This is a genomic window from Pimelobacter simplex (assembly GCF_900114845.1).
Lineage (GTDB): Bacteria > Actinomycetota > Actinomycetes > Propionibacteriales > Nocardioidaceae > Nocardioides > Nocardioides simplex.
In genome coordinates this window covers 221,703-246,979 of record NZ_FOUK01000001.1, presented here as the reverse complement: position 1 = coordinate 246,979, position 25,277 = coordinate 221,703, and the positions used below count along the sequence as shown (strand labels likewise).

The 25,277-nt window shown below is 72.5% G+C and carries 14 protein-coding genes; 5 read left to right on the top strand and 9 right to left on the bottom strand.

Features of this window, described 5'->3' with window-relative positions; all coding sequences use genetic code 11:
• Positions 1–2: 2 nt before the first annotated feature.
• Positions 3–860, bottom strand: coding sequence for a branched-chain amino acid ABC transporter permease (locus BM223_RS01140; protein ID WP_038682261.1), 858 nt, complete (start codon positions 858–860; stop codon positions 3–5).
• A 75-nt stretch (positions 861–935) separates the two neighbouring features.
• Entirely contained in the window at positions 936–2,126 is a 1,191-nt protein-coding gene (locus BM223_RS01135) for an ABC transporter substrate-binding protein (protein ID WP_038682263.1), read from the bottom strand.
• Between the two features lie 461 nt (positions 2,127–2,587).
• Between BM223_RS01135 and BM223_RS01130 the strand changes: the two genes are divergently transcribed.
• Together BM223_RS01130 and BM223_RS01125 are read left to right on the top strand one after the other, a co-directional pair.
• Positions 2,588–3,058 (top strand): OsmC family protein, encoded by a 471-nt coding sequence (locus BM223_RS01130; protein ID WP_038682265.1) that lies wholly within the window; start codon positions 2,588–2,590, stop codon positions 3,056–3,058.
• Positions 3,055–4,302 carry an amidohydrolase family protein gene (locus tag BM223_RS01125; protein WP_038682266.1) on the top strand — a complete coding sequence of 416 codons (1,248 nt, stop codon included), beginning with the start codon at positions 3,055–3,057 and terminating at the stop codon, positions 4,300–4,302. The genes BM223_RS01130 and BM223_RS01125 overlap by 4 nt, the downstream gene beginning before the upstream one ends.
• 30 nt (positions 4,303–4,332) lie before the next feature.
• Here the strand turns inward: BM223_RS01125 and BM223_RS01120 are convergent, their stop codons facing one another.
• A complete protein-coding gene (locus BM223_RS01120; protein WP_038682268.1) occupies positions 4,333–5,052 on the bottom strand; it encodes a GntR family transcriptional regulator in 720 nt (239 codons plus the stop codon).
• A gap of 186 nt (positions 5,053–5,238) precedes the next feature.
• Positions 5,239–5,688 (bottom strand): Lrp/AsnC family transcriptional regulator, encoded by a 450-nt coding sequence (locus BM223_RS01115; RefSeq protein WP_038682270.1) that lies wholly within the window; start codon positions 5,686–5,688, stop codon positions 5,239–5,241.
• Positions 5,689–5,852: 164 nt separating this feature from the next.
• Here BM223_RS01115 and BM223_RS01110 point away from each other — a divergent pair, with 164 nt between their 5' ends.
• Together BM223_RS01110 and BM223_RS01105 are read left to right on the top strand one after the other, a co-directional pair.
• Complete coding sequence (locus BM223_RS01110; protein ID WP_038682272.1) at positions 5,853–6,935, top strand: Glu/Leu/Phe/Val dehydrogenase dimerization domain-containing protein; 1,083 nt, start codon at positions 5,853–5,855, stop codon at positions 6,933–6,935.
• Positions 6,932–10,453, top strand: coding sequence for an indolepyruvate ferredoxin oxidoreductase family protein (locus tag BM223_RS01105; RefSeq protein ID WP_038682274.1), 3,522 nt, complete (start codon positions 6,932–6,934; stop codon positions 10,451–10,453). The genes BM223_RS01110 and BM223_RS01105 overlap by 4 nt, the downstream gene beginning before the upstream one ends.
• On the opposite strand, the gene BM223_RS01100 is transcribed toward BM223_RS01105, so the two are convergent.
• The 4 genes from BM223_RS01100 to BM223_RS01085 form a co-directional block, all read right to left on the bottom strand.
• Positions 10,443–10,658 carry an amphi-Trp domain-containing protein gene (locus tag BM223_RS01100; protein WP_038682276.1) on the bottom strand — a complete coding sequence of 72 codons (216 nt, stop codon included), beginning with the start codon at positions 10,656–10,658 and terminating at the stop codon, positions 10,443–10,445. The two genes, BM223_RS01105 and BM223_RS01100, sit on opposite strands and share 11 nt — an antisense overlap.
• Positions 10,659–10,662: 4 nt before the next feature.
• On the bottom strand, positions 10,663–11,370 hold the full coding sequence (locus tag BM223_RS01095) for a YoaK family protein (RefSeq protein ID WP_038682278.1): 708 nt from the start codon (positions 11,368–11,370) through the stop codon (positions 10,663–10,665).
• Positions 11,371–11,456: 86 nt separating this feature from the next.
• Complete coding sequence (locus tag BM223_RS30005) at positions 11,457–17,462, bottom strand: DUF7507 domain-containing protein (protein WP_143128539.1); 6,006 nt, start codon at positions 17,460–17,462, stop codon at positions 11,457–11,459.
• A gap of 101 nt (positions 17,463–17,563) precedes the next feature.
• The gene (locus BM223_RS01085; RefSeq protein ID WP_038682282.1) at positions 17,564–18,898 is read right to left on the bottom strand and encodes an MFS transporter; all 1,335 of its coding nucleotides are present in this window, start codon (positions 18,896–18,898) and stop codon (positions 17,564–17,566) included.
• 163 nt (positions 18,899–19,061) lie between these two features.
• Between BM223_RS01085 and BM223_RS01080 the strand changes: the two genes are divergently transcribed.
• Complete coding sequence (locus BM223_RS01080; RefSeq protein WP_075018437.1) at positions 19,062–20,669, top strand: helix-turn-helix transcriptional regulator; 1,608 nt, start codon at positions 19,062–19,064, stop codon at positions 20,667–20,669.
• A gap of 44 nt (positions 20,670–20,713) precedes the next feature.
• Here BM223_RS01080 and BM223_RS30000 read toward each other — a convergent pair whose 3' ends face one another.
• The gene (locus BM223_RS30000; RefSeq protein ID WP_038682286.1) at positions 20,714–25,180 is read right to left on the bottom strand and encodes a hypothetical protein; all 4,467 of its coding nucleotides are present in this window, start codon (positions 25,178–25,180) and stop codon (positions 20,714–20,716) included.
• Positions 25,181–25,277: the final 97 nt, after the last annotated feature.

The following is a 25,277-nucleotide window of genomic DNA, read 5'->3' as shown; positions in this document are numbered from 1 at the left end:
CGTCAGACCACCCTTTCCTTGGTGCGGACGAACAATCCCGCAGGGCGCAGCATCAGGATCGTGACGAGGATGAGGAAGACCGCGAGGTTGGCGTACTCACCGCCCAGGTAGCGCGAGGCGAACGCCTCGGCGAGACCGACGAGCGTGCCGCCCACGAGCGTGCCCGGCATCGAGCCGAAGCCGCCGATGGCGAGCACCACGAAGCCCTTGAGCGCGAGCGCGGCACCGAGCGTCGAGACGGCGAACGTCTTCGAGCCGACGAACAGGCCGACGAAGCCGGCCAGTGCGCCGGCGGCGACGAACGCCATGAACGCGAGACGTCGTACGTTGACGCCGCGCAGCAGCGCCGCCTCGCGGTCCTCGGCCATGCCGAGCAGGGCGAGACCGGTGAGCGAGCGGCGGCTGTAGAAGCCGAGCCCGACGACCAGCAGCACCGCGATCGCGATGAGGAAGATCTCGACCGGGTAGACCCGGCCGCCGAACAGCGAGATCGCCTTGTCGCCGGCGAAGAACGGCACGCTCAGCGGCTGGCTGCCCCAGGTCAGCTGGGCGATGCCGTCGAGCAGGATCGACGCGCCGAGCGTGGTCACCAGGATGTTGTGCATGTCGCCGACGGGACGGATCGCGATCCGCTCCTCGATCGCGGCGACGAGCGCGACCGCGGCGGCCGCGATCACCAGCACCAGCACGGTCGGCAGGTGCCACTTGACCAGGCCGGTGTAGGCCACGAAGGCGCCGACCATGGTCAGCTGCGCGTGGGCGAAGTTGAAGGTCTTCGAGGAGATGAAGACGATGTTGTAGCCGATGGCCACGATCGCGTAGATCGCGCCCAGGGACAGGCCACCCCAGATCAGAGTCACGGTGCTTCCTCGGGTCGTCGAACGGGTGAAAGGCCGGCGGGGTGGGTGCTCCCACCCCGCCGGCGTCTCATCGGGTTACTGGAACTGGCCGTCCTTGAGGGGGCCCGGGGCGATGAACGCGAACTCCTCGGGAGCGGGGTTCGCGGCGTGCGAGTCGGCGCTGAAGTGGTACGTGCCGATGACCGCGGTGGTCGCCTTCTCCGGGACCGACGGGTCGATCAGGGCCTCGGCGAGCTTCTTCGGGTCGGTCGAGCCGGCCTTCTCCGCGGCGGCCTGGACGAGCGCGAGCGCGTCGTTGTTGTAAGCCACGATGAGCGTCGACTTGATCGGGTCGATCGCCTTCATCCGGGCGACCATGTCGTTGGTGTCGGTCGCGGCGGCGTCGTACGCGGTGCTCTTGTAGACCTGCATGACCAGGTTCTTCACGGCCGGGGTGCCGAGGACGCCCGACGGCGGCTCGGTGGAGATCAGGCCGGTCGCGGCGACTGAGGTGTTGCCGATGATCGGGATGTCCCAGCCGAGCTTCTCGACGCCCTTGAGGACGTAGCCGAGCGGGGCGCCGTAGGCGTCGAGGACGAGCGCGTCGGGGTTCTTCGAGCGGATCGCCTCGAGCTGGGCGGTCATGTCGAGCGCCGCGACGTCGTACTCCTCGTTGGCGACGACGTCGAGACCCGCGGCGTCGAAGGTCTTCTCGGACGCGGCGCCGTAGACCTCGCCGTAGGAGCTCGAGCCGTGCAGGATGCCGATCTTCGCGTAGCCCTTCTCCTCGAAGTAGGGCGGGAAGGCGTCGAGCTGGTTCTGCGCGCTCGCCGACAGGTCGAAGTTCAGCGGGAAGGCCTTCGGGTCGGCCGAGGTCTCCGTCGGGCCGATGTTGAAGGACAGGATGTTGTTCTGCTTGAGGATCGGCAGCGTCGCGTCGGCGACGGTCGACGGACCCGAGTTGAGGACCAGGTCGGGCTTGTCCTTCGCGATCGCCTCGCGCAGCTTGGTGACGGCGACGGTCGGGTCGGCCTGGTCGTCGACGACCTTGATGGTGACCTTCTTGCCGTCGATGCCGCCGTTCTTGTTGACGAGCTCGACCCCGGCCTTGGCCGAGAGGACCGAGGTGGACGCGTTGTCCGCGAGCACACCCTCGGCAGAGACGCCACCGAGCACCAGTACGTGGTACTCGTCGTCGCTGCCGCCCGAGTCCTCGCCGGCACAGCCGGCAGCGACGAGCGAGAGGGCCGCGAGGCCACCGACCACCTTGAACAGACGTGTCTTCATCCCAGTTCCTTCTGATGACTGTCAGCAAACCAAGCGCTTGCTAGTTCGACGCTAGATGACGCCCGTCACATGGTCAAGCAAGCGCTTGATTGTTTGAGGTGACGGATGCCCACGATCCGCGAGCCCGAGGCGGCACGGTCCGATCGAGGTACCCCGGGGCCCGAGCGCCGGCGAGGGCCCGAGCGCCTCGCTGTTTCCTTCCGGGGTATTTCGAGTAGTCATAGTACGAGGGAAACCGAGCGAATGCTAGGTCAAGAGAAGTGGGCGCCGGAGGTCCGCGCGCGGTGCCCACCCGGCGGCACGGGACGCACCGGCAAGAGGTGCTCCGATCCCCTGTCCTGGTGGGCGATTCCTGACGATCCTGGCTTCTCGGTGGAGCCGAGGTCTTGACACATGTCTGACAGGTGAGGAACGTCCTGTCTGACAGATTCTCGCCCCGCTTCGTCCTCAAGGAGGTCCCCGTGACCGCTGACAGCACCGTGGCCTCGGCCAACCGCGACGTCGTCGTCCACAGCCTGACCAACTACGCCTCGCTCGCCGTCGTCGGCGGCGAGCACACCGTCGTCATCGACGAGCCGCGCGAGTTCGACGGCGAGGGGACGGCACCCAACCCGTTCGGGCTCGTGCTCTCCGCGCTCGGCGGCTGCATGGCCGGCACGCTGCGCGGCATCGCCCGCCAGGGTGGCTTCGACTACGACGGCGCCACGATCCGGCTCTCGCTGCGCGTCAACCGGCCCACCTCCGGACCTCTCGATCCCGGCGAGCGCGAGCTGCGGATCTCCCGGATCATCGCCCAGGTCACCGTCCGCGGCGACCTCACCGCCGAGCAGCAGGACGCGCTGCGCCACGGCATCGAGACCTGCCCGGTCGGCAACACGCTGCGGCGCGCGCTCACCCTGCAGGAGAGCGTCGCGTTCGAGGCCGCGGCATGAGCGCCCCCACGCCGCACGTCGACCTCCTCGTCACCGGCGCCCGCCTGGCCGACGGCTCCGTCGTCGCGCTCGGCGTGCGCGAGGGCCGCTACGTCTTCGTCGCCCCCGAGCCCCCGGCGGGCACCACGGCGACGACCACCCTCGACGCCGAGGGGCGCCTGGTCACCCCGACCTTCGTCAACGGCCACCTGCACCTCGAGAAGGTGCACTCGCTCGACCGGGCGGGCGACGGCGCCCTGGCGGCGTACACGTCGGGGAACATGGGCGCCGCGCTGCGCTCCATCGTCCGTGAGGCGAGCCAGGTCAAGCGGCAGTACGACCGCTCGTGGCTGGTCCCGAACATCCGCCGCGCGCTGGACGCCGCGGTCGAGAACGGCACCCTGCACATGCAGACGTTCGTCGACGTCGACACGACCGCGCGCCTGGTCGGCATGGAGGCGGTGCTGGAGGTGCGCGAGGAGTACCGCGACCTGCTCGACCTCCAGGTCGTCGCTTTCCCCCAGGACGGCCTGCTCCGCGACCCCGGCGCGGCCGAGCTGTGCGAGGAGGCGCTGCGGATGGGCGCCGACGTCGTCGGCGGCATCCCCTGGATCGAGATGACGGACGCCGACGCCCAGGCGCACGTGGAGTGGGCCTGCCGGCTCGCGAACGAGCAGGGCAAGCGCGTCGCGATGCTGGTCGACGACGCCGGCGACCCCAGCCTGCGCACCACCCAGATGCTCGCCCAGGCGATGCTCGAGCACGGCCTGCAGGGACGCGGCGTCGCGTGCCACGCCCGCGCCCTCGCGGAGTACCCCCAGCCCACGCTGCAGCGGCTGATGGACCTCGCCCACGCGGCCGGTCTCGGCTTCGTCTCCGACCCGCACACCGGGCCGCTGCACCTGCCCGTGCGCGACTTCGCCGACGACGGGATCGCCGTCGCCCTGGGGCAGGACGACGTCGAAGACGCGTACTACCCCTTCGGCCGCAACAACATGCTGGAGGTGGCCTTCCTCGCCGCGCACACCCTCCGCTTCCTCACCCACGACGACCAGCAGCTGCTGCTCGAGCTGATCACCACGCGGGCGGCCGACGTGCTCGGCGTACCCGACCACGGGATCGCGGTCGGAAGCACGGCCGACCTCTGCGTGCACCCGTACGCCTCGGTGCGCGACGTGCTCACCGAGCACGCCCGGCCGCGGTGGGTCGTGCGGCGCGGGAAGGTGATCGCGGAGTCGGAGACCCGGACCCGGATCCTGCGCTGACCGCGGGACTGCGCCGCGCGGGCTGCTGCCCTACCAGTCCGCGCGGCGCACCATCGCGTAGCGGAACGCCCCGCGCAGGTGCACCTCACGGGTCCAGTAGCAGACCGTGCCGGTCCGGCTGATCCCCGTGGCGTCCAACGTCATCGCGGGCTCGCCGGCGGGCCGGCCGGTCAGCGCGGCGTCGTCGTCGCTCAGCCCGTCGGCCCCGGGGAACACGAGCTCCCAGCCGACCCGCTCACCGGTCAGCGCGGTCGCGAGATCGACCATCGGCGTGGCCGGGTCGAGCGTCGTGGGGTCGGTCCGGGTCAGCACCGGGACGGCGTCCCGCGCGACCAGGACGGGCTCGCCGTCCGCCGACCAGACCTTGGTGGTGCGCAGGACGCTCTGGCGCGGCGAGACGTCGTGCTCGTGGGCCTCGTCGAGGGTGACCTCCTCGACCCGGACGTCGGTCACCTCGACGGACGGCGTGCGCCCCATCGCGGCGATGAGCTCCGAGCTGTCGAGGCGCTGCTCGAACCGCGCCGGGATGCCGAGCAGCGAGCTGTTGACGGTGGTGTCGGCGCCCTTGCGCCGGTGGATGAAGCCGCGCTCCTCGAGCCGCACCAGCGCCTCCCGGACCGCCGGCCGGCTGACCTCGAGCGACGACGCCAGCGCGATCTCGCTCGGCATCGCCGCGCCCCGCTCGGCGGCCTCGGCCCAGAGCCGCTGCAGCCGGCGCTCGACCGGCTCCGGCAGCTCGGAACCTGTCATGGCGCCACCCTAGAGGAGGCGCGCGGTGCGCCGGCGTACGACCGCACCACCGCTCCGCTGGAGAGCACGGGCCGTGCAACGTCGACCTGCGAATCCTGCGACCTCGACGGAGCAACCTTGCGACTTCGAGGGTCGAACCTTGCTACTTCGGGGGGCCAACTCTGCTACTTCGGCGGGGCGGGAAGGTCAGCCGAAGCGCGTCCACTCCTCCAGGACGACGAGGGTCTTGGTGCTCGCGATGGGCCCGCTGGAGCGGAGCTGGCTGACGACGCGGCGCAGGTCCTCGACGCCGTCGACCCGGATCCGGACCAGGGCGTCGGGGTCGCCGGCGAGGGTGAGGACCTCCTCGACCTCGGGGATCTGGGCGACGTACTCCATGATCTGGGCGAGGTCGAGGTCGTCGGCGAACTGCAGCTCGGTGACCGCTTCGATGCCGGTGGCGATCCGGCCGTGGTTGACCTGGACCGTGTAGCGCTCGATGACGCCGAGCTTCTCCAGACGGGCGATGCGGCGCTGGACGGGCGCGACGGTGAGGCCGACGGCGGTCGCGATCTCGCGGAGGGGGCGGCGGGCGTTCTCGCGCAGGAGGTCGAGGATGGCGCGGTCGGTCTGGTCGAGAAGGGCGGGCTCGCTCACGCAAAGAAGCGTAACCCCGACGGAGCATCTGTTGCGCGGTGGCTCCGGTGGCCACGGCGAAGGTTGCGGATCGTCGCCAAAGTGCGGGATGGAGGTTGTGACCCGGCGCACCTGACCAGCAGGCTCGTCCTTGCGTCCCTCTCCCTCCCCTCCCAGGAGAACCGATGACCCTCACCGCCCCGTCCGCCGAGCTCGTCTTCGAGCGCTCCGACGAGCTGAGCACCGCCGGCCACGAGCAGGTCGTCTTCTGCCGCGACGAGGCCTCGGGCCTGCGCGCGATCATCGCGCTGCACGACACCCGGCTCGGCCCGGCGCTGGGCGGCACCCGGTTCTTCCCGTACGCCTCGGAGAGCGCGGCGCTGACCGACGTCCTGCGCCTCTCGCAGGGGATGACGCACAAGGCGGCCGCCGCGGGCATCGCGCTCGGGGGCGGCAAGGCCGTCATCATCGGCGACCCGGCGAGCGCCAAGACGCCGGAGCTGCTGCGGGCCTACGGACGCTTCGTCGACTCGCTGTCGGGCCGCTACTACACCGCCGCCGACGTGGGGACGACGGCGGAGGACCTCGACGTCGTCGCCACCACGACGTCGTACGTCGTGGGCACCAACAGCGGCTCGGGCGACAGCGGCTTCTCGACGGCGTACGGCGTCTTCTCGGCCCTGCGCGCCGCCGCCGAGCACCGGTGGGGTGCCGAGGGCCTGCGCGGGCGCACCGTGGGCGTCGAGGGCGTCGGCAAGGTGGGTGCGCACCTGGTGGCGCTGCTGCTGGGCGAGGGTGCCGCGGTCACGGTGACCGACCCTTCGGCCGCGTCGGTGGCGCGGCTCGTCGCGAAGCACTCCGAGGTGACCGTCCGCTCGAGCGTCGTCGACGCACCGGTCGACGTCTACGCCCCCTGCGCCCTCGGCGCGACGCTCACCCCCGCCTCGGTCGCCGGCCTGCGGGCCGAGGTCGTGTGCGGCGCGGCGAACAACCAGCTGCTCGACTCGTCGGTCGCCACGCTGCTCCAGGCCCGCGACATCACCTGGGTCCCCGACTACGTCGCCAACGCCGGCGGCCTGATCCAGGTCGGGGGCGAGATCTGGAGCCGCCCCGCCGACCAGGTCCGGGCCGAGATCGGCGCCATCGCCGGCACCGTCCGCACCATCCTCGACCGGTCCACCGCCGGTGGCCGGACCCCGCTCGACGTCGCGGCCGAGGTGGTCGCCGAGCGGCTCGCCTCCGCTCCTGCCAAGGAGGTCCTCCGATGACCGAGCTGATCGAGCGCCCCGCCGCGCCGGCCGCGGCCGAGCCCGCGTCGTACGACCTGGCCGACCGGTACCGCCCCGGCGCTCCCCCGATGCTGCTCACCGGCGTCCAGGCGATCGCCCGGCTGCTGGTGGAGCACCGCGCGCTCGACCGGCGCCGCGGCCTGCACACGGCGTCGTTCGTGTCGGGCTACCAGGGCAGCCCGCTCGGCGGCCTCGACAAGATGCTCGGCGAGATGCGTGACGTGCTCGACGAGAACGACATCCGCTTCGTGCCGGGCCTCAACGAGGAGCTGGCGGCGACGTCGGTGTGGGGCAGCCAGATCGAGCTCCCGCTCGGCCAGAGCACCCACGACGGCGTGACCGGCTTCTGGTACGGCAAGGGGCCCGGCGTCGACCGCGCCACCGACGCCCTGCGCCACGCCAACATGTACGGCGTCCACCGCCGCGGCGGCGCGGTGCTGCTGGTCGGCGACGACCCGGCGTCGAAGTCCTCCACCGTGCCGGCGGTCAGCGAGCGGTCGCTGGCCGCGCTCGGCATCCCGGTCCTCTTCCCCCGCAACTCCACCGAGATCGTCACCCTCGGCCTGCACGCCATCGACATGTCGCGCTCCTCCGGCTGCGTCGTCGCGCTCAAGATCGTCGCCGACGTCGCCGACGGCGCCTGGGTGGTCGACAGCGCCGACCTCGACCTCGACCCGGTGACGCCGACGATCGACTGGAACGGCCACCCCTACGCCTACACGCAGAGCCCCATCGTGCTGCGCCCGCCGATGATCGTGGGTGCCGAGGCCGAGCTCGTCGGGCCGCGGACCGCGCTGGTCCACGAGTACTCCGCCCGCAACGGGCTCAGCGTGACCGAGGTCGACGCCCCGGACGCCCGGCTCGGGCTGGTCGCCTCGGGCAGCTGCTTCGACTCGCTGCGCCAGGCGCTGACCGACCTCGGTGTCACCGACGACGCCCTGGCCGCGGCCGGCGTCCGGCTGCTGCGCCTGGGCATGATGAGCCCGGTCGAGCCCGAGGCCGTGCGCCGGTTCGCGGCGGGCCTCGACGAGATCGTCGTCGTCGAGGACAAGACCTCCTTCATGGAGATGCAGATCCGCGACCTCCTCTACGGCACCGAGAACGCCCCGCGCATCATCGGCAAGAAGGACGCCACCGGCCAGCGGCTGATCCCCGCTGACGGCGAGCTCACCGCCGGCCGCCTGCTCGCGCCGCTGCGCCACGCCCTCGAGGGCTGGCTGACGGTCACGCCGCCGCAGCGCCCGCGGACCTCGCTGCCGCTGCTGCCGGTCAACCGGTCGGCGTACTTCTGCTCGGGCTGCCCGCACAACCGCTCGACCGCGCTCCCCGACGGCTCGATGGGCGGCGGCGGCATCGGCTGCCACGCCATGGTCACGATCTCCGACCGCCCCGAGAGCGCCGTCACCGGCGTCACCCAGATGGGCGGCGAGGGCGCGCAGTGGATCGGCCAGGCCTGGTTCACCGACGCCGGCCACGTCTTCCAGAACGTCGGCGACGGGACCTTCTTCCACTCCGCGCAGCTGGCCGTCCAGGCGTGCATCGCGGCGGGCGTCAACATCACCTACAAGGTGCTCTACAACGACGTCGTCGCGATGACCGGCGCCCAGGACGCCGAGGGCGCGCTCAGCGTCCCCCAGCTCACGCACAAGCTGCACACCGAGGGCGTGCGCAAGATCGTGGTCTGCGCCGACGAGCCGAGCCGGCACAAGCGCCGCGACCTGGCCCCCGGCACGCTGCTGTGGGACCGCGACCGGCTCGACGAGGCGCAGCGGATGCTGCGCGAGATCCCCGGTGTCACCGTGCTGATCTACGACCAGCACTGCGCGGCCGACGCGCGGCGCCAGCGCAAGCGCGGCTCGCTGCCGACCCGCACCAAGCGCGTCGTCATCAACGAGGCCGTCTGCGAGGGCTGCGGCGACTGCGGCGTGAAGAGCAACTGCCTCTCGGTGCAGCCCGTCGACACCGAGTACGGCCGCAAGACCCGCATCGAGCAGACGTCGTGCAACACCGACTACAGCTGCCTCGACGGCGACTGCCCCTCGTTCGTCACGGTCGAGACCGCGCCGCGCCGCAAGCGCCGGAGCAAGGCGGCCAAGGCCGCCAAGTCCCCGAAGAAGCGGGGCTACCCGACCCCGCCCGGTGCCGCCCCGAGCGTCGCCGAGGAGCGGGTGACCAGCACCCAGAACGTCTTCATGGTCGGTATCGGCGGCACCGGCATCGTCACCGTCAACCAGGTGCTCGCCACGGCCGCCCTGCGCGCCGGGTACGGCGTCGAGTCGCTCGACCAGACCGGGCTGAGCCAGAAGGCGGGACCGGTGACCGGTCACCTGCGCTTCGCCGACGGCGAGCTCGAGCCGGCCAACCGGCTCACCCCGGGCTCGGCCGACTGCTTCCTCGGCTTCGACCTGCTGACCCTCGCCGAGGACCGCAACCTCTCCTACGGCGCGGCGTCCCTGACCCGCACGGTCGTCTCGACCAGCCGCACCCCCACGGGCTCGATGGTCTACGACCCGGCTGTGCAGCACCCCGACGAGGCCGACCTCGTCGCCCGGGTCCGGACGGAGAGCAAGGAGCTCTTCGACTTCGACGCCCTCGAGGCAGCCGACCGGATCTTCGGCAACACGGTGGCCGCGAACTTCCTCCTCGTCGGCGCCGCCTACCAGACGGGCGCGCTGCGCCTGCCCGCCGCGGCGATCGAGGAGGCCATCGAGATCAACGGCACCGCGGTCGCGGCCAACGTCGCCGCCTTCCGCTGGGGCCGCGTCGCGGTCGCCGACCCGGCCGCGTTCCACGCCGCCAACGCCCGGACCGACGCTCCCGTCGAGCGGCCCGTGCCCGCCTCGGTGGCGGCGTCCGGTCTGCAGGGCGAGGTGCTGCGCCTGGTCGGACGCCGGGCCGCCGACCTCGTCGGCTACCAGGACGAGCGCCTCGCCGACGCGTACGTCGACGCGGTCGCCGCGATCGCCAAGGCCGAGCAGGCGGTGACGACCGAGACCCGCTTCAGCGAGGCGGTCGCCCGCAACCTGTTCAAGCTGACCGCCTACAAGGACGAGTACGAGGTCGCGCGACTGCTCACCGACCCCGCCTTCCTCGCGGCGACCGGCAGCGACTTCCCCGACGGCACCGTGTCGTTCCAGCTGCACCCGCCGGCGCTGCGCGCCCTGGGCCGCAAGAAGAAGCTCGGCTTCGGACCGCGCTCGCACGTCACGCTGCGGACGCTGGCCCGGATGAAGTTCCTGCGCGGCACCGCGGCCGACCCCTTCGGCTACGCCCACGTGCGCCGGGTGGAGCGCGACCTGCGCGACCACTACCGGACGATGGTCGACGACCTGGCCCGCGAGCTCACGCCCGACGGGTACGACCGGGCCGTGCGGCTGGCCGAGCTGCCGGACCTGGTCCGCGGCTACGAGGGCGTCAAGCTGCGCAACGTCGAGCGCTACCTGGCCGAGCTGGCCGAGCTCGGGGTGACCCCGCCGGCCGTGAAGCTCACCAGCTGAGCTCGATCTCCAGCTCGTTCTCGTCGCCGACCTCGACCTCGACCTTGAGCTCGACCTCGTCGGGCACGCTGACGGTGATCCGGCGTCCGGCCTTCTCGATCTCGAGGGAGTTGTGGCGGGAGAGGGAGTCGGCGATGGCGCGCAGGCGGTCGGCGGCGGCCTCGCGGCTGAGGCGCTCGGTGCGGTCGGTCTCGAAGAGGTCCATGGGCTCAGCCTTCCACGGCGCCGGTCACCGGGACCGGGCGACCGCGCAGGGCGCCGGCCGCCGTCGGGGCGAGGATGACGGCTCCGGCGACCAGCAGCGCGACACCGAGACCCACCTTCAGCAGCGCCGCGCCGACGAGGGCGCCCAGCAGGATCAGCACCACCGCCAGCACCCGCCGGTGTGAGCCCCGGCCCTCGCCGCTGCCGAGCGCCGAGTCCGCCGCCAGGCCGGTGATGGTCGAGGTGACGACGACCGTCGTGACGTCCTTGACCGCGAGGAAGCGGGCGGTCGCTGCCTGGATGCCCATCGCCGTGCCGAGGACGGTCGTCAGCACCACCTGGACCGAGCGGTCCGGCTCGTCGCCCACGACGAGCAGCACGACCGCGAGCGCGAGGACGACGGCGCCGACGGCCGCGAAGAGCACGCTCGTGCGCGTCGTCCACCCGGCGGCGGAGCGGCGCAGCACCCGGCCGGCCAGCGCCGCGCCAGCCATGAAGCCGGCCAGGGCGAGCAGCGGGCCGAGCACCGGCAGGTCGTCCGCGCCGGCGAGGCCCATGCCGAGGATGACCACGTTGCCGGTCATGTTGCCGGTGAAGACGCGGTCGAGGCCGAGGTAGCCGACGGCGTCGATGATCCCGGTCGAGAAGGTCAGCACGAGCAGGGCACCGAGGTGGAAGCGTTCGTGGGGGACGGCGGCGAGGCGGGCGAGCACCGATCGAGGCTAGCGCCGGGGCACCGGGGGACGCCGCGGCCCCCACCGGAGGGTTCCGGTGGGGGCCGCGGCCCGGCTGTGAGGGGTCAGCCGATCGGGGTGGCGATCACCACCTGGTTCTTCGTGTAGTGGAACCGGCCGTTGCTGTAGCTGACCTTCCCGGTACAGGTCACCAGCGTCAGCTGGTGCGCACCCGTGGTCGACACCGGCGCACCGGTGAAGCCCTTGGTCCGCTTCTGCGTGTAGACCTTCGTGATCCGGTACCTCTGGACCTTGCCGTCGGCGCCACGCACGGTCACGACCTGGCCCACCTTGGCCTTGCGCAGCTTGCCGAAGGCACCCGGCCGGTCGTGCCGGTCCGAGACGTGCCCGGCGATCACGGTCGAGCCGATCGCCTCGCCGGGAGCGGCCGAACCCATCAGCCAGCCACCGCGGCGCACGTTCTCCGGGATCACCATCGAACCCTTGCGCACGCCGACCGCGTCCAGCGGCGCCTTCATCCCGATCGCGGGGATGGCGACCTGGCTCGGGCGGACCTTGCGGCCGTGGACGGTGCTGCCGGTGAAGCCGGTCTCGATCCGCACCTTGTCGACCTCGGCCCGGTGCACCAGCGTCGTCTCCGCGGCCAGCCCGCACACGTGCGTCGCGGCATCGTTGCGCCGGTCCTCCGACGTCGACACCACCCACGTGTAGTAGCCCGGCTTGCTCACCGGCACCGCCGGCGTGCGGAACGTGCCGTTGCGCGGCACGAAGGACACCGAGCCCACCTTGCGACCCGGCGTGCACATGCCCGCCGACCGCTTCGCCACCGGACCGTAGAGGGTCGCCGTACCGGTGGCTTCGCCACCGGTCACGAACCCGCCGATGGTCACCACGTCGTGCAGGCGCACGGCGTTCGGGACGCCGCCCCGGCCGACGCTCATCGCGACCTTGGCCGACGACGCCTTCGTGGTGATCGCAGGACCGCCCAGACCGCCCAGCGGGGTGGTCACGGTGTTGGAGCCGGCGGACACCGGCGCGGGCTGCTGCCCACCCCGGACCGGACCCCGGTAGGTCACCGTCGCGGTGTTCTCGATGTCCCCGCCGCGCTTCACGTCGGCCCGCTTCACCAGGTACGTCGCGGTGAAGTCCACCGAGGCACCCGGCGCGATCGTCGCCACCGAGGCCGGCGACACGGCCGACAGACCGGGCAGGTCGTCGCCCACCGTGACGTCGAACGCCGTAGCCAGACCGTCGTTCCGCACCGTGAAGGTGTAGGTGATGACATCGTCCACGTCGGCCTTGCCGGCCGTCGCCTCGTCGACCGTCAGCTCGGCCGCCTTGACCACCGACAGGTCGGGGTGGGCCTCGACGGTGTCGACGTCGTCGACGTCCTCGCTGGTCACGGTCGCTCCGCCCGGCACCTTCGCCGAGGCTGCCGCGACGTTGTGCACGACACCGTCGTCGACGTCGCCCTGCGTGACCACGTACGGGTCGGCGGTGAAGGTCGCGGTGTCGCCTGGCGCCACGGTGGCGCTGGCCGGCGTGATGTTCTCGACCTCCGGGTCGGTGACCGTCACCTCGGTGGCGGTCACGTTGCCCGTGTTCTCGACCTCGAACGTGTAGGCGATCTCCTCACCGACGTCGGCCTTGCCGTTGCCGTTGGTGTCGTCGAGCACCGACTTCTTGTCCAGCACGATCCCCGGAGCACCGGGCACCAGGTTGGTGCTGGTCGTGTCGGGGGCCGAGCTGACGTCCGCGTCGCCCGGCGTCTTCGCCGAGGCCGTCGCGGAGTTGTCGATCGAGCCGCCGCCGTCGACGTCGTCCTGGGTCACCTCGTACGACGCGGTGAAGACCGCCTGCGCACCCGGCGCCAGCGTGGCGACCGAGACCGGCGCGACCGCCGACAGACCCGGCAGCAGGTCAGCGACCTTCACGCCCGAGAGCGTCACGTTGCCGGTGTTCTGCACCGTGAACGTGTAGCCGATGGTCTCGCCCTTGTCGGCGGCACCGTTGTCGTTGTCGTCGTCGAGGACCGCGACCTTGTCGATCGACAGCCCCGGAGCGGGCGGCGCCACGTCGGTGTCCGTGGTGTCCAGTGTGGACGTCGTCGACCCACCGCCGGGTCCGGTGCCCTTCGCGACCGCCGAGTTGTGCACCGCGGTGCCCGCGTCGACGTCGCCCTGGGTCACCGTGTACGTCGCGGTGAACGTGGTGCTCGCACCCGGCGCCAGCGTGGCGACCTGCAGCGGCGAGGTCGCCGAGATGCCCGCCAGGGCGTCGTCGACCACCACGTTGGTCATCGTCACGTTGCCGGTGTTGGTCACCTGGAACGTGTAGGTGATGACGTCGCCCTCGTCCGCCTTGCCGCTGGTGCCCTGGTCGGTCGTCAGGGACGCCGACTTGTCGATCGCCAGGGCCGGAGCGCGGGTCACGGTCGGGGTGGACGTGGTGTCGTCCGGCGAGGTGACGGTGCCGCCACCCGGCGCCGTACCGCTGGCCGAGGCGCGGTTCACGATCGGACCACCGTTGTCGATGTCCGCCTGGGTCACCGTGTAGAGACCCGCGGTGAACACCTGGTTGCCACCCGGAGCGATCGTCGCCGTGGCCGGGCTGATCCCCGACACCATCGGGTCGTCGACCGCGACACCGGAGACCGTCACGTTGCCGTTGTTGCGCACCGTGAACGTGTAGGCGATCTTCTCCCCCTTGTCGGCCTTGCCGTTGCCGTTGGTGTCGTCGAGAACGGCCTCCTTGTCGGTGAGCAGGCTCGGGGCGGCGGCGGCGACCGGGGTCGACGTCGCGTCCGGGGCGGACTCCACTGCGGCGTCGTCCGGGTCCGTGCCCTTCGCGGTCGCCGTGTTGGCGACCGGGACGCCGTTGTCGACGTCGGTCTGCGTCACCGCGTACGTCGCGGTGAACTCCACGTCGGCGCCCGGCGCCAGCGTCGCCACGCTTGCCGGCGAGATCGCCGACAGGCCGGCCTTCGCGTCGCTGATCGACACGTTCGACAGCGGCACGTCGCCGGAGTTGGTGGCGGTGAAGGTGTAGGTGATGACGTCGCCCTTGTCGGCCACGCCCGGCGTACCGCCGTCGGTGGTCAGTGCCGCGGCCTTGTCGAGCACGAGGCCCGGGGCACCGGCCGCACGGGTGACGCAGACCGCGAGCGGCTCGGCCGGGAGGGTCTCGTTGGAGTCGACCGCGACCGTGTTGCACGCGATCTTGTTGGTCGGCGAGCCCGGCGCGACAGCGGCCACGAGGACCACGGTCGCCGTGTCGCCGGCGGCGAGGTCGCCGGCGACGGTCATCCGGATGGCCCGCTTGCCGCTCACCCCGGAACCCCAGTCGTCCACCGTGCCCGCAGCGCCGGGGTTGACCTGGGGGCGCGCCGGGTTGGTCGAGGCCGAGTAGGCGAGCTGCAGGTTCGCCGAGCTCGACTCGACCGAGTCGAGCAGCAGGTTGAACTGCGAGCCGCGCGCCGGCGGGTTGGCGAGCAGCCCGGTGTCACCGATGTACGGCAGCACGTCGTAGGCGACCACGTCGCGCAGCGTCGTGTTGCCCGCGTTGCGCAGCGTGATCCGGTACTTCACCTCCGACTCGCTCACCGGGATCTCGTGCACCTGCGACGGGTCGGCGACCCAGGCGCAGCCGTCCGCGGCGTTCTCGTCGGGGACGCAGAGCTCCTTGACGGCGCTCAGCCCGTCGGAGGCGCCGACCGGGAGGTTGAACGTCGTGTTCTGGTTGGCGTACTCCTCGGTGGTGTCGCCGTCGGCGTCCACGTCACTGCTGTCCGCGACCAGGCTGGTCACCCGGAACTGGTTCGGCCCGGAGACGAAGCCCTGGCCGATCGCGTCCCGCCAGGTGCCGCTCTGGTCACCGGCCCACACCGCGCCGATCGGCTGCACGCCCGGCACCGCGGCCAGGGTGGGCTTCGCCTTGACCGAGAGCGTCGGCCAGTAGTCGTTCGTCGCCGCGCTCAGCGCGACCGCGCTGGGGTACGTCGCGACCGCGACCGAGCGCTGCTCACCGCCGATGGTCACCGTGCGGTAGGCATAGGTCACCCCCGCCGGGGCGGTCGCGGTCGCGCCGGTGCCGGCACCGGTGAACGACGCGCTCCCCGGGACGACCTCCCAGCCGACCGGCGCGACGAAGACCAGCTGCGGCTGGACCGTCGTGCCCGGCCAGACGTTGGACGTGATCGCGCGCATCGAGAAGGTCACCTCGGTGCCCGGCATCGGGTTGCCGCCGCCGTCGACGACGGGGAGCCCGACGAAGCCGGGGGTCAGCGTGGCGAGCGGCTGGGTGTAGCGGACCGTGCGCGAGCGCGACTGGTCGGCCTGACGCGTCGGCAGCGGCTGGCCCTGCAGGTTGGTGTAGTCGTCATGCGTGCCGTCACCGTCGGCGTCGGCCGGGTAGATCATCGAGATGTCCGCGGTGTTGGTCCGCTCCTGGCCGGTCAGCGGGATCGCGCCGTCGTCGACCCGGAAGCGGTAGCCCAGCTGCATCACGGTCGCGGTGTTGTCGGTGGGCAGGATCCGGCCCGCCGGGAGCGGCGCCGTCGTCCGGGCGCTGACGAACCAGCGCCCCGGCTGCGCGTCGACGAACCCTGTGTTCCCGATCTGGGCGGTCCCGGTGGCACCGGTGTTGTCGACCCACTCGACGGTGGCCTGCCAGCCGGCGGGGGCGCCGGCGTACTGGTAGGCGATGATCCGGTGGACCTTGATGTGGTCCTGGTCGAGGTTCGGCTCGTCGATCACGGCCGTGGCGTCCACGTTGCCGAGGTTGCCGGCCGCCACCCGCCACTCGCGGCTGCCGGTGTCGGCCTCGCCCGGCGCCGGGGTGTTGACGGCGAGCACGCCGCCGCCCGCGTCGCCGTCACCGTCGAGGCTGGTGACACCGTTGGCCACGGTCTTGCTGGTCGACACCCCACCGAACGGGTTGGTGCAGGCGACCTTGGTGGTCAGGCTCCGGTTGAGGGTCTTCTGCGTCCGGGGCGCGTCGAGGTAGGTGACGCTCACGTCCAGGTTGGCGGTGACGTCCTTGGTGAAGTTGCAGCCGCTGGCGTCCGCCTCGGGGAAGTTCTCCCCGGGGAAGCGCACCGTGATCGTGCGCGGGCCCCAGGTGGCGGCGTCGGCGGGGCCGACCAGGGAGTTGTTGCTCGCCGCACCGCCGCTGTTGAAGCCGCTCAGCGCGGCCAGGCCCCAGCCGCCCCGGGCGCCGTACGACGGGCTGGCGGCAGTGCCCTTGGTCCAGGTGACGGTGTGGTTGACGTTGTCGATGACACCGTCGTCGGTGGCCGCGTCGATCTCCGCCTCGGGCGGCACGGTGTACACGATCTTGTAGCTGCCGGTCGCGACGAGCGACGCGTCACCGGCGACGTTGGACCCCGGGTTGGTGCGCATGTTGCCGGGGTTCACCGCGATCCGGTACGTCTCCTGCACGTCCGTGTCGAAGGTCGGGTTCGACGTCCCGATGCCCTGCGTCGGCCCGGTCGGCGTCCCGATGTGCCAGGTGACGGCGCTGTTCGCGGTCTTCGGCGCGGTCGCCGTGCCGGAGCTGATCGTCGCGGACATCGGCACCGACGTGCCCTCGGGGTAGAAGGAGCCGTTGGGGATCTCGCGGTTGCGCGAGGCCTGGTAGGCGTAGGTCACCGAGAACGTCCCCGACGTGCCGGCGGCCAGGTTGCCGAGGTCGACGACCTTGCCGGTCGCGTCGGTGCCGCCGATGGTGCCGCCGGCCCCGGGCTGCACCCACGAGCCGTACATCAGGATGAACTGGCCGGCGGGCAGCAGGCCGTTCGGGTCGGTCGGCGGCGTCGAGAACTGCACCTGGGTGCCGTCGCACGCCGCCGTGGTGCAGGAGTACTGCACCCGGTAGGTGACCTTGTTGTCGTGGGTCCCGTCCTCGATGTCGGTGATCGTGGACCCGTTGCTGAGGTCGACGGGCGTGATCACGATGTCGAGCACACCGGCCCCGGCGGCCGACGCGGTGGCGGGCCACAGCAGCCCCACGCCTGCGGTGACGACGGCGAGCACCATCGTCACGACGAGCGGGACGCGCGAGCGCGCCGCGGCGCGCCTCGCGGACCCGCGTTCGGGCACGGAGATTTTCATGGCTGGAGACCTTCCACCGGGGGGCATGAGAGCGCGCCGGGACGGCCGCTTCCCCCGGACGGCCGTGCTCGTCGCAAGGTAAAGAATCGATCGGGAAGGTCTCAGGACACGGGCGAGGCGGGAACCTCATCCCGCATCTCACCCCCCTTTCGGGGGTCACGGTGGTCGGGGACGGTCAGCCGGGCGAGGAGCACCAGCGCGATCACCGACAGGGCGCTGCCGAAGACGAAGAAGGCGAAGTAGTTGCGCGACCGGTCCGCGCCGACCAGGTCGCCGGTCCCGAGGGCCAGGAAGAGCGGCCCCAGCGCCGGGACCACCGACTGCGGGAGCGTGCGGGCGATGTTGAAGTAGCCGAGGAAGCGTCCGCTCGCGGCCGGCGGGAGCACGGTGAGCGCGACGGCGAGGTCGAGGGCGACGTACGTGCCGAGGCCGGTGCCCGCGCAGAGGATCGCGAGCACGAAGGCGATCGTGCTGGTGGACAGGGCCAGCAGCACGTTGGCCCCCAGCAGGAGCAGGATGCCGCCCGCCATCACCGGCCGGTAGCCGACCCGGCGGGCGAGGAACCGGGAGCCGCCGACGGCCATCGCCATCCCGAGCGCGGCGCCGATGGCGGTCACCAGGGCGACCACGGAGGCGGCGTCGTGGGCCTCCTCCCCCGCACGGCGGACGAGGAAGAAGACGCCGTACACGGTCAGGCAGCTGTAGGAGGCCTGCGCGAACAGGCGCTGCAGCCACAGCCACCAGTACGCCGAGCCCGCGCCGGCCAGGCCGCGGGCGGTCACGGGCTCGTCGGGCGCGGCGGGGTCGGCAGCGCGGGGCCGCGGCGTGAGCGTGCGCAGGTGCAGGCTCGCGACGAACGCGACCGGGACGGCGACCAGGGCGAGCAGCACGAACGCGATGCGCGGCTCGCTGAGCGCGACGCCGAGGTGCCCGGTGAGCAGTGCGTAGCCGACCAGACCGCCGAAGCTGATCGCGCCGGTCGCGGCGGCCGCGAACCAGCCGGACACCCGCGCCCGGTCGGCCGGGTGCACGACGTCGGAGAGCGTGCCGTAGAGCGCCGCGAAGGTCGCGCTGTAGGACATCTGCGCGCACGCCCAGACCAGGACCAGCGACGGCAGCGTGGTCGTGTAGGTCGCCGTCACCACCGCGGCGCAGCCGGCGACGGTGCCACCGACGATCCACGGGGTCCGGTGGCCGCGGCGCCGGACGGTGCGGTCGCTCAGCCAGCCCCAGACCGGGTTGAGCGACATCGCGGTCAGGGCGCCGGCGGTCTCGACCCAGCTCAGCCGGGTCTCGAGGGCGAGTCCCGAGTCGACCCCGCGCACCAGCAGGCTCAGCCCGACCACGAGCGGGATGACGAGGGCGCCGAGGGCGCAGAACTCGGTGACGCAGAGGGCCGCGACGGTCTTGGTGCTCAGGCGCTGCTCGGTGTCCACGGTTCTCCTGACCGGCGGGGGGACGACGTCCGCAACCGCGCGCTGACGGAGCGGTCCGGAGCAGGGTCCAGACTGCGGGATCGCCACGGGCGAGCGGGAGCGAGGACTACTCTGGCAGGGCCCCTGTTCCGGTGGTGGGGAACCGCGAACGAAGGAGGGTGCTGTGCTCGAGGCCGACCTCGAGGAGCTGGCGGACCAGCGGTTCCGGACCGGCCTCGACGACGGCGGTCTGACCGCTGCCCACGCCCTGGGCGACGAGACCCGGATGGCTCGCATCATCGACCGGTGGGGCGTCGACCTGGCGCACAGCCCCCACGGCGCCCTGATGTTCGAGGTCGCCGCGCAGCTCCCGCTGGACCTGGCGAAGGACCTGCCCGGCCTGGCGTTCCGGTTCGAGGACATCGGCCGGTTGCCGATCGGGACCACGCCGCTCGGCCTGCCGGCGACGGCGGAGGAGGCGCAGGCCGAGTTCGCCCGCCAGGGCGACCTCCGGCTGCGCCAGGCCCTGCTCCCGCTCGTCACCCGGCGCCGGCTCGGCCGGTTCGACGAGGCCCTCGCGATCGTGCAGGCGGCCGTGCCGCTGGCCGACGCGATCGTCTACCCCTGGTACGGCGACCGCGGCCGGATCCTGCCGTACTGGCACCTGCAGTGCGGCATCACCGCCCAGGTGGCCGGCGACCTCGACGCCGCCCGCCGCTGGTTCATGAGCGCGTGGACCCACCACGCACGCGACCCCTACGGGTTCGTGGCCCGCGCCACCGCCGGCAAGCTCGCGCTGGTCGACGCGGCCCGCGGCCACCACGTCTCCAGCACGACCTGGCTCGAGCGGGCCCGGGAGCAGAGCCGGCGCCCCGACCTCTGGATCGACGGCTTCGTCGAGTCGAACCTCACCGCCACCGAGGCGATCCACGCCAGCGACGGCCTCGACCCGCAGACCGAGCACCGGCTCGGCGCGATGCCCCACCCCACGCAGCGCGGCGAGCAGTGGTCCGTGCTGCTCTGGATCCACGTCCGCCACGCGCTGACCCAGGGTGATGCCTCCCGGGCCAGCCGCACCGTGGACGACGCCCTGGCCGCGCAGCGTGCCGAGCTCACCGGCGGCGGACTCGCCCAGGGACTGGTCCGGTTGCTGCGGGCCGAGATCCACCTGGCGCTCGGCCAGGCGAACCAGGCGCTGACCGTGCTGGCCGACGCTCCGGACATCGCCGGCGCGGCCGCCGTCCTGCGGGGCCGGACGCTGCTGCTCAGCGGACGGCCGACCGAGGCGCTGCACGTCGCCGAGGCCGTCGTCCAGGACCACGGCACGAGCCTGCGCGCCGGGACCGAGGCGCTCCTCGTCGTCGCCGCCGCGCGGCACGCCTCCGGCGACCGGGCCGGCGCCGTCGCGGCCGCCCGCCGCGCCGTCGGGCGGGTGCAGGAGCAGCGCGTCCCGCGCGCGCTCGCGACGGTGCCGCGGGTCGTCCTCGACGACCTGGCCGCCGACGTCCCGGGGCTCGCCGAGCTGCTCGCACTCCTGGACGAGCGCGGGATCGTCGACATCTACCCGGCGTCGGTCCCGCTGATCACGGTGACCAAGCGCGAGCGCGACCTGCTGAGCGACCTGAGCTCGGGCATCTCCCTCACCCAGATCGCCAAGGCCAACTTCGTCTCGATCAACACCACGCGCACCCATCTCGCCAACCTGCGGCGCAAGCTCGACGCACGCTCGCGCGACGAGGTCGTCGCCCGGGCCCGCCAGCTCGGGTTGCTGCGGCAGCCTCCGCACGACTGAGGCCCCCACCGGAGGGTTCCGGTGGGGGCCTCGGTCAGGACCAGCTACTTGACCTTGACCTTCGCCGTGGTCAGCACCACCGGCGCGTAGCCCTTGAGCGTGTAGGTCACCCGCGCCTGGACCTTCTTGCCCCGGTAGAGCGGGCTGTTCAGCTTGAGCGCCTTGCGGTTGGCCTTCGGGATCGGCTTGCCGCCCAGCAGCCACTGGATGGTGACGGTCGCGCCCGCCGGCGTCGTCGCCCGGGGGACGACGACCTTGAGCTTGCTGCCGACCTTGGCGGTCCCGGTCAGCGTCGGCCGGCCGGTGACCGTCAGGGTGCCCAGGGCGACGGGCTTGGTGGTGTTCGACCACTCGAAGCCCGCGGCACCCGGGACGGCCGCGCCCACCAGCACCTGGATCACCTTGGTGGCGAGGGCCGGCGTGAGCGTGAGCCGGTTGCCGGTCGCGTTCGGGATCCGGACGCCGTTGGCGAACCACTGGTAGGCGAGGGTGCTCGGGGCCGGCGACCAGGTGCCCGTGCTGACCGTGAGGGTCTGGCCGACCTTGGCCTTGCCGGTGATGGCCGGCTTGACCGTGTTGACGGGCGCCTGGGCGGCGGGGACGGCGACCGAGAGCGGGTCCGAGGACGCCGACGCGTCGGCGTACCCGGCCTTGGTGGCCGTCACCTCGACGCGCAGGGTCTTGCCCGCCGCGCCGCTGGGGATGACCAGCTGCCGGTCGGTGCTGATCGGCGCGCTCGCCCCGGACAGGAACCACTTGTAGGTGTAGCTGTCGGGGGTCTGCGACCAGGTGCCGTCGTTGGGCTGGACCGTGCCGCCCACCGCCACCGTGCCGGTGATGGTCGGCTTCACGGTGTTGGTCAGCACGCCCTTGGTGACCGCGGCCGTCGGCTCGGAGACGGCCGCGCTGTCGGCGTACCCGGCCTTGGTCGCGGTGACCTCGACGGTGAGCGTCTCGCCCGCGGCCGCGCCCGGGACGACGAGGTCCTGGCCCGTGCCGACGGGGTCGGTGGAGCCGGAGCGGAACCAGCGGTAGGTGTAGCCGTCGGCGGCCGGCGTCCAGGCGCCGGGCACCGCCGTGACGGTCTTGCCGACCTGGGCGGTGCCGGTGACGGTCGGCTCGGTCTCGTTGGCCAGGTCACCGAGGGCGACCGGGGCCGACGCGGGCGACGTGGCGACGCCGTCGGCGTACCCGGGGGCGCTCGCGGTGACCTCGACGGTCAGCGTCTTGCCGGCCGCGCCGGCGGGGACCACGAGGTCCTTGCCGGTGCCGATCGGGTCGGTGCTGCCGGACTGGAACCAGCGGTAGGCGTGGCCGGTCGCGGCCGGCGTCCAGGTGCCGGGCTCCGCCGTGACGGTCTTGCCGACCTGGACGGTGCCGGTGACCGCCGGGGCGGTGCCGGACGCCAGGTCGCCGGCGCCGACGGCGGCCGACGGGTCGGACGTGACGACGTCGGACGCGTAGCCGAGCTTGCGCGCCGTCACCTCGACGGTGAGCTTCTTGCCGAGCGCACCGACCGGGACGACGAGGTTCTTCGTCGTGCCGATGGGCTCGGTCGAGCCCTCCTGGAACCACTTGTAGAGGTACGAGCCCGCCGCCGGCGACCAGGTGCCGTCGGCCGCGGTGACCGTGCCACCGACCTTGACCGCGCCGGTGATCGTCGGCTTGGCGGTGTTGCTCATGGTGCCGAGCGCGACGAGCGCCGACGGGTCGGAGACGGCGGTGCTGTTGCCGTAGCCGGCCTTGGCCGCCGTCACCTCGACGGTGAGCGCCTTGCCGAGGGCGCTGACCGGGATCACGAGCTCCTTGGCGGTGCCGATCGGGTCGGCGTTGCCGGCCTGGAACCAGCGGTAGGTGAAGGCGTCCGGGGCCGGGGCCCAGGTGCCGTCACCCGCGGTGACGGTCGAGCCGACCTTGAGGTCGCCGGAGATCGTCGGCTTCGCGCTGTTGGCGAGACCGCCGGGGGCGACCGCGGCCGACGGGTCCGAGCTGGCGACGCCGTCGGTGAAGCCGGCGCGCTTGGCCGTCACCTCGACGGTGAGCGCCTTTCCGGCCGCGCCGGCCGGGACGACCAGCTCCTTGCCGGTGCCGATCGAGGCGGCGGTGCCGGCCTGGAACCACCGGTAGGTGTAGGCGTCCGGGGTCGCCGACCAGGTGCCCTCGAGCGCCTGGACGGTGCTGCCCACGGTGACCGCGCCGGAGATCGTCGGCTTAGCGGTGCTGGTCAGCACGCCCTGGGCGACGGCGTCCGACGGCGCGGACGTCGCGACGCCGTCGGCGTGCGCGGCCTTCTTGGCCGTCACCTCGACGACGAGCTTCTTGCCCAGCGCACCCGCCGGGACGACGAGGTCGCGCTCGGTGCCGATCGTGGTCAGCGTGCCGGCCTGGAACCACCGGTAGCTGTAGGCGTCGGGCGTGACCGACCAGGTGCCGTTGCCGGCGGTGATCGTCTCGCCCACCTGCGGGTCGGCGTCCGGGATCGTCGGCACGGCCGTGTTGACGACCTGCAGCCCGAGGGTGGCGTCGATGCCGGGCACGTCCGCGCCGCCGACGGCGATCGTGTCGGCACCGGCCAGGGTCAGGCTGTCGTCGTAGAACTCCTCGGTGAACCGGGCGTCGGCGTCGGAGAAACCGACGCGGACGTCGCCGTCGGGCACGAGGACGGCGTACTTGCCGTCGGCGCCGGACGTGACGCTGGCCAGGGGCTTCCAGGCGCCCGCCTGCTGGCGGTACGCGGTGACCTTGGCGCCGGCGACGGCGGCGTCCGCCTTCCCGGTGAGCTTGCCGGAGATCAGCGAGCCGGAGGCCAGCGCGGCGTCGATGCCGGGCGTGGTGGCGCCGGCCGCGGTGACGGTGACGCCGGTGGCCGCCTCGATGGTGGCCGCGTCGTCGTAGAACTCGCCGAGGTAGCGGCAGGCCGCGCCCGAGCAGGTCTGCGAGAACTCGATCTTGTGCGTGCCGGGCGCGGCGGGCAGCGTGTAGTGCCCGTCGGCGTCGGTGGTCGCGCGGCCGACCGTCACCCACTCGGTGCGGGTCTGGCCGCCGGACTGGTAGGTCCGCTGGTCACGGGCGACCACGGCGATGCCGCGCAGCGGCGCACCACCCGTCTGCGCCGTGACGGTGCCGGTGATCAGGCCGTTCTTCGCCAGCGAGCCGTTGCGCTCGCCGAAGGTGCCCGAGCCGGCCACCACCACGTTGGCGGCGCTCTCGACGTCGGTCGCGTTGTTCCAGTACTCGGTCTGGTAGACGTCGGCGCACGCCGTCGCGTCGCACGGGTCGTCGAACGACACCCGGTAGGTGCCGGCCGGCACGGCGAGCTGGTAGGCACCGGCCGCGTCGGCCTTGGCCCACGCCACGGCCTCCCAGACCGTGCGGGTCTCGCCGCCGACCTGCTTCGTCACCTGGCGCAGCGCGGCGACCTGGGCGCCGGCGATGGGCGCGCCGCCGGCCTCGGCGGTGACCGTGCCGGTGATCTTGGCGTTGCGCGTGAGCAGCGGGCTGATGCCCGCCACGGTGGCGCCGTTGGCGACCGTCACGTCGGTCGCCGTCGCCACGGAGTCCTTGCCGTTCCAGAACGTCGCCTGGTACGTCGAGCCGGCGTCGAAGCCGAGCCGGTAGGTGCCGTTGTCGAGGTAGATCTCGTAGCTGCCGGCGGCGTCGGTGGTCGTCGTCCGCGTCTGCTGCCAGGTCGAGCCGGTGCCGTTCGCGACGAGCTCGTGGACCCGGACCTGGGCGCCGGGGATGGCCGCGTTGGTGCCCTGGACCCGGACCGTGCCGGTGACCTTGCCGTTGCCGACCATCTTCACGTTGATGCCGGTGCGCCCGGCGCTGGTCAGCGCCAGGTTGGTGGCCGTCTCGACCGTCGCGGCATTGGGGTAGAAGACCTCGCGCAGGCGGTTGTCCGGGACCGAGAAGCCGACCCGGTAGGCGGCGCCCGGCTTCGCCCAGAGCGTGTAGGTGCCGTCGCTGCGCGTGGTGGCGCCGGTGACGCACATCCACGTCGAGGTCGCCCCGGTGGTGACCTTCTCGTAGAGGCACACGTCGACGTTCGGCACGGCCGCGTTCAGCAGGCCCTGGCCGACCCGGCCCTTGACCGTGGCGTTGGGCGCCATGGCCAGGTCGATGTCGGTCGCGGGCGGCACGACGTCGGCCGCGTCGGCCTTCGTCGTACCGCCGAAGAACGCCGGTGCGTACTGGTTGTCAGTGCTCGACGCCCCGATCCGGAAGGTCCCGGCGGGCAGGTCGAGCGTGTACGCCCCACCCGCCCCGCTGGTCGTCTCCTCGCACTGCGTCCAGCCCGCGCCCTCGTCGCAGTAGGCCACCACGGACATGCCCACGAGGGGCGCCCCCGTGCCGGCCACCGTGACCTTGCCCTTGACGGTCCCCGCCGCCGCCTGCGCGGACGGCGCGGCGGCCGTGGACAGCGCCACCAGCCCCGCCAAGGTGAGCGCGGTGGTCAGCACCGCGGTGAGCAGGCGGACCAGTGGTCCGCGGGCGTGCGTCAGCATCATGCGAGTCCCCATCGTCGTGCGCCGTCCGAGGTGGAGCAGACGACTGCTCGCGGAGGCTAACCCTGCAACGAGCGTGGCTGTCCGAGGTTCCGGGCAA